The 6,888-nt window shown below is 48.5% G+C and carries 2 protein-coding genes; both read left to right on the top strand.

Annotation, left to right across the window (positions count from 1 at the left end):
• Positions 1 to 686 (top strand): acyl carrier protein (locus tag F6K20_RS18375; RefSeq protein ID WP_287295573.1); only part of this gene is annotated, 686 nt, incomplete at its 5' end.
• A partial coding sequence (locus F6K20_RS18370) for a non-ribosomal peptide synthetase (protein ID WP_287295572.1) occupies positions 683 to 6,888 on the top strand: 6,206 nt, incomplete at its 3' end. The genes F6K20_RS18375 and F6K20_RS18370, both read left to right, overlap by 4 nt.

Here is a 6,888-nt window from a genome sequence, read left to right as displayed (position 1 = left end):
TAGATGGTCTAGCCCATTATCGTCGGGCTATGGGGCTAACGACAGGGTTAAGTATCCACTGGGGGGCAATCTCTCAAGTCGGAGAAGCAGCTGAACGGGGAACAGATGCCAGAGTACTTCAGCAGGGAATGGGGGCGATCTCCCCCACCCAGTTCCTAGAATCACTGGAACAATTAATGAGTGGCTCAGGTGTGGAGGTTGGAGTTGTTCCCATTGAATGGTCAGCGTGGCAAGAGCGAGTGGAACAATGGCCATTCTTCGCAGACTGGGAGCAAACTGTGACATCAACAGAGCTGCCACTAACACCGAACAATGATCAACTGTTGGCCCAAATAAAAACAGCTGTGGGGAGCGAAAGGGAAAAGCTCTTAATGACTTATCTCCAAGACGAAATAGCTCGAGTGCTGGGAATGACAACATCCACACTAGATGTACAAAAACCTCTAAATTACATGGGACTTGACTCTCTGATGGTTGTTGAGTTGCGCAAGAAAATTCAAACCAAGCTGGCAGTTGATATTCCTATCACAAAATTTATGGAAGAACTCACTGTTACAGATTTATCAACTGAACTTAACCAACAACTGCCCCTACTGGAGCAGAAGAATACAACAGTTCCAGATAATGATCAGCAAACTCAGCTCGGAAATGTTAACAATAATGATTGGATTGAGGTGGATTTATGAACTTGGTTGAATTCTTGCAAGACCTTGCCCTCAAGGGAGTCAAGTTATGGATTGACGATGGTAAATTACGGAGTGGTGGTTCCCAAAGGGTTCTGACTACTGAAATTGTTAACCAACTGAAGCAATACAAACCTGATATCTTGCAGTTACTGCAGGAGCAACCCGATATCCTCAAAGTCCATCCGCTTTCCTACGGTCAAAACGGGCTCTGGTTTTTGTGGCAGCTTGCACCACATAGTTATGCCTACAACGTATCATTTGCGATTCGCATTTACGCCGAGGTTGATCTCAGCGTCTGGCAGCAAGCCTTTCAGGTATTGAGGGAACGTCATTCCTCTCTACGCAGTACATTTCCATTGCGAGCTCAACACCCAATCCAACAGATCCATCAAGATCAACCCTTAGATTTGTTACAGATTAATGCTTCGACCTGGGATGAAGATGAATTACGAGCCAGGGTCGTTGCAGCTCATCGGTATCCCTTTAACCTGGAAACAGGACCAGTAATGCGAGTCCGATGGTTCACCTGCTCAAATCAAGATCATGTCCTTTTGCTGACGATCCATCATATTGCCCTGGATGGATCGTCAAGCAATTTAATTATCCAGGAATTGTCAGCCATCTATCAAGGTCTACAAGCGGGCATTGAGGTCTCTCTGCCATCCCTAACGCACACCTACCAAGATTACGTCCGTTGGCAAAGGGAACTCGTTGCGGGAGAAGAAGGAGAACGTCTGTGTAACTATTGGCAACAGAAGCTTGCAGGTGAGCTACCCGTGTTGAATTTGCCGACTGATCGACTGCGCCCTCCAATCCAAACTACCAATGGTGCGACTTATCTATTTCAGTTGTCTGAACAGCTGACTCGGGATATTAAAGCTCTAGCCAAATCTGAAGGGGTTACCCTTTATATGATCCTCTTGGCTACTTTTCAGGTGCTTCTGTATCGCTACACAGAGCAAGAGGATATCTTAGTTGGTTCTCCTACATCGGGTCGAACGCGATCGGAATTTGACTCGATTGTGGGTCACTTTGTTGATGTCATGGTGATGCGCTCAGATATGTCAGGCAATCCCGATTTTCGAGCGCTTCTAGCCCAAGTTCGCCAGACTGTGATAGGGGCATTAGCCCATCAGGATTATCCTTTTGCTTTGTTAGTTGAGCGATTACAGCCGATCCGAGATCCTAGCCGCTCCCCTATCTTCCAAGTGTCTTTTGTTCTCCAGAATTTTCTACAAGCCCAAGAAACACAAAAACTATACCTCAATGAGACAAACACCTTGACTCATTGGGGTGGAATGGAGGTTGAAACATTTGCCATTGATCTGTTTGAAGGTCAAGACGACTTATTGCTAGAACTTATCGAAGTCAACTCACAACTATCTGGTTCTTTCAAATACAACACAGATTTATTTGACGAGACAACCATTGCCCGGATGGCTGGTCATTACCAAAACTTGTTAGTGGCGATCGCGTCTAATCCTGCTCAGCCAATCAGCCAACTGTTCATGATGAGTGATGCAGAACAACAGCAGGTGTTAGTGGAATGGAATCAAACCACTACTGATTACCCAGTGGATCAATGCATCCATCAACTTTTTGAAGCCCAAGTTGAACAAACACCAGACGCCATCGCAGTAGTATTTGAAGACCACCAAATCACCTACGCCCAGTTAAATACCAGAGCAAATCAGCTAGCTCACTATTTGCAACATCATCAAGATGTCGGTCCAAAAAGTTTAGTGGGCATTTGTGTAGAGCGTTCCCTAGAGATGGTAGTGGGCTTGCTCGCGATCCTCAAAGCTGGCGGATCCTATGTGCCCCTTGATCCAAACTATCCTCAGGCTCGTCTAGATTACATGATCCAAGATGCCCAACTCTCCGTGTTGCTGACTCAACAGCAATGGCATCCTCGTCTTCTAGACACTCAAGCCCAAGTCATTTGTATCGATACCCTACCGTCTCTTGCCTTGGAAAGGGTAGAGAATTCCTCAGCACCGTTGACTACAGACCATCAAGCATATTTGATGTATACCTCTGGGTCCACTGGCCAACCCAAAGGTGTCCGTGTCACACACCGAGGGGTAGTACGACTGGTCAAAAACACCAATTATATTGATTTGAGCGTAAAGGATATCATTTTACAATTAGCACCCATCTCTTTTGATGCAGCCACGTTTGAGATATGGGGAAGTTTACTCAATGGTAGCCAGTTAGTGGTAATGCCACCTCACCAGCCCTCCTTGGCAGAGCTTGGAAGTGCAATTAGACAACATCGAATCACAACACTGTGGTTAACTGCTGGGCTATTCCATCTGATGGTTGAAGAACACCTGGAGGATTTACGACCCCTCAAGTACCTGCTGGCTGGCGGCGATGTCTTGTCAACATTCCACGTACAGAAAGTACTAGACAACTTGAAGGGATGTCAACTGATCAACGGCTACGGTCCCACAGAAAATACAACCTTTACCTGCTGTTTTCCTGTGACCAAGACCGCTGATTTATCCAAGTCGGTTCCCATTGGTAAAGCGATCGCTAATACTCAGGTCTATATTCTCGATCGCCATCTTAATCCCGTTCCTATTGGCATTCCCGGCGAACTCCACATTGGTGGAGACGGCTTAGCCACTGGCTATCATAACCGCCCCGAATTAACTCAAGAGAAATTTATCCCAAATCCATTTAGTCAAGAACCAGATGCTCGTCTCTATAAAACTGGTGATATAGCTCGCTACTTACCCAATGGCAACATTGAATTCCTTGGCCGCATTGACCACCAAGTCAAGATTCGAGGATTCCGCATCGAAACTGGAGAAATTGAAGCCACCTTGACTCAAAACCCAGCCATCAAAGACGCTGTCGTCACCCTCAACAAAAAGCAACCGGGGGAGAAACAGCTGGTTGCCTATCTTGTTCCCAAACAACCTCTAGGTTCCTGCCCACAAACTTCTCTAGTTGCTGACATTCGTCAGTTGCTCAAACAGCAGCTCCCTGACTACATGATCCCAGGTGCCTTTGTCCTGTTAGAGGAACTACCCCTAACCCCCAACGGCAAGGTGGATCGTCAGGCTTTACCTGCATCAGAGATAGACTCAGCCCGTTCACAGGAGTATGTTCCCCCTCAAACACCCACGCAAGAAATCATGGCCAGTCTCTTTGCTGAGGTGTTGGACATTGCCCAAGTCGGCATCCACGATAACTTTTTTGAACTCGGTGGCCATTCCCTCCTTGCCACTCAATTGAGCTCTCGACTCCGGCAAGCCCTCAAGCAAGATGTTCCCCTAATTACCCTATTTGAATGCCCCACCATTGCCCAATTAGAGCAAGCCTTGGCTCAAGTCCCCCAGGTTGAGGATTTACCAGTGCCAGCACCTGATGATCCGCTACCCACAATTGATCCTAATCCAGACCAACGCTATCAGCCCTTTCCCCTCACCGAAATTCAACAAGCCTATTGGCTCGGTCGCAACTCGACCTTTGATCTGGGTAACATTTCCACTCATGGATATCTGGAACTCGATTGTGGGTTCCTAGATATTGATCGGTTAAGCCAAGCTTGGCAGCGTGTGATTGAGCATCATGACATGCTGCGCATGGTGATTCTACCCAATGGTGAGCAGCAAGTTCTGGAACAAGTTCCCCCCTACCAGATCGAGGTTTTAGACCTGCGCGGACAACCAGAACAGATTGTTTCCACTGAGCTAGAAGCCCTTCGCCATCGCCTGTCCCATGAGATGTTTCCTGCTGACGAGTGGCCACTGTTTAAGATTCGTGCTACTCGCTTAGCCGATCAGCGTTACCGCCTACATTGGAGCTTTGATGCCCTGATTGCTGATGCCTGGAGCATGAGTATTTTTTGGCAACAATGGCTGAAATTGTACCAGAATCTAGAGGATCCTCTGCCAGAACTAGAACTCTCATTTCGGGACTACGTGTTCGCCGAACTCTGTCTCAAAGACACATTCCAACATCAACGCTCTCAGCAATACTGGTGGAACCGCTTAGAGACTTTACCCCCAACCCCAGAATTACCTTTAAATCAGCAAATCGCCACCTTAGACCAACCTGAATTTAGCTGCTTTCAAGCTGAGCTATCTGCGTCCGATTGGCAACAATTGAAAGCCAAGGCTAAACAAGCGAATCTGACGCCTTCAGGGGTTCTGTTAGCCGCATTTGCCGATCTGTTAGCCTACTGGAGCAAAAGTCCCAAATTCACGATCAATCTCACCCTGTTCAACCGGTTACCTTTACATCCGCAAGTCAATGAATTAGTAGGCGACTTCACCTCCCTGACGCTCCTAGAGGTCAATTGTACAGATGCAGTTCCCTTTGCCCAGCGGGCTCAAAATCTTCAGGGACAACTATGGCAAGATTTAGACCATCGCTACGTTGGTGGCGTTGAGGTGCAGCGAGAACTGCGGCGTCAGCGCGGTAGTTATCAACCTCTGGGCGTTGTATTTACCAGTATGTTAGCTCTTGATACGTTAGCTGAGAAAGGACTGTCGTCCGAACAACAGGACTTTTTTCCGTTAGAACAATTGGGGGAGGTCGTCTATATGGTTTCTCAAACCCCTCAAGTGTGGCTAGATCATAGCGTTGTAGAACAAAACGGTGCCTTACTACTGATCTGGAATGTCGTCGCAGATCTGTTCCCAGAGGGTTTCCTCAATAACATGTTCAGCACCTACTGTCATTGGCTACAACAACTAGCCACCTGTGAGGTGGCTTGGGCACACACTTGTCCCCAATTGCTGCCACCTTATCAGCAAACTCAACGCATCGAAGTCAATGCAACTCAAGCTCCGATCTCTGAAGACACCCTCCACGGTCTATTCATTCAGCAAGCTCAGCAGCGACCTGAGGCGATCGCCCTCATCACCCCACAACGCACCCTCACCTACCAGGATCTCTACACCGAAGCTCAGGCGCTCGGCCAGCAAGTCCAGCAATTGGGAGCCACCCCCAACACCCTAGTAGCCGTGCTCATGGAAAAAGGCTGGGAGCAAATCGTTGCCGTCTTAGGCATTTTGATGGCTGGTGCAGCCTATCTCCCCATTGATGCCGCCCTGCCCCAGGAGCGTCAATGGTCTTTGCTGGAGCAAGGAGAAGTCAAACTGGTCGTGACACAAGCTGCCCTAAACGCTAGCTTAGGATTGCCAGACCACCTGCACTGCCTGGTGGTTGCTCCCCAACCACAGGAGATCATAGACACTCCCCTGGAGGCAAACGTTAGCAGCAGCGATTTAGCCTATGTGATCTTTACCTCCGGTTCTACAGGAACACCCAAAGGGGTGATGATCGATCACCGAGGAGCCGTTAACACCATCCAAGATATTAACCAACGGTTTGACGTTCAGCCCACTGACCGAATGCTGGCGGTCTCCGCCCTCAACTTTGACCTGTCTGTCTACGATATCTTTGGCCTCTTGGCAGCGGGGGGCACCCTAGTCATGCCCACTCCAGAGGCAGCCAAAGACCCAGTCCATTGGGTTGAGTTAATGACGACCCATCAAGTCACCCTCTGGAACACTGTCCCTGCCCTGATGCAGATGCTAGTGGAATATCTGTCTGAGCACCCAGACCAAGTAACTGAGGACCTCCGACTTGCCCTGTTGAGTGGTGATTGGATTCCACTCAATTTACCGACCCAAATCCAATCATTATGGCCCCAAGGACAGGTGGTCAGTCTGGGGGGAGCCACAGAGGCTTCAATTTGGTCTGTGTACTATCCCATCACTACCGTAGAGCCGGAATGGAAGAGCATTCCCTACGGCAAACCTCTAGTGAATCAAAGCCTACATGTGCTCAATCACAATCTGGACCCTTGTCCTAATTGGGTTCCAGGTCAGCTCTACATTGGTGGGATTGGTCTGGCCCAGGGCTATTGGCGGGATGAGCAAAAAACGAATGCCAGCTTTATCCTGCATCCCCAGACTGGAGAGCGCTTGTATAAAACGGGTGATTTGGCCCGCTACTTACCCGACGGCAACAGTGAATTTTTGGGTCGGGAGGATTTCCAAGTCAAAATCAGTGGTTATCGAATTGAACTCGGTGAGATTGAGGCAACCCTGCTGGGGCATGCTACAGTTAAGGAAACCGTTGTGGCTGCTGTGGGTGAACTACAGAGTAAGCAGTTGGTGACCTATGTGGTCTTCCACTCAGAATCATCCGACTCTGCCACAGAAGACGTCCACAATGA

Origin of the sequence: Moorena sp. SIO2C4 (assembly GCF_010672485.1) — a bacterium.
In the GTDB taxonomy this organism is placed as follows: Bacteria; Cyanobacteriota; Cyanobacteriia; order Cyanobacteriales; family Coleofasciculaceae; genus Moorena; species Moorena producens.
Note: the sequence above shows the minus strand (reverse complement) of the source record. Positions and strands in the feature narration are given on the sequence as shown.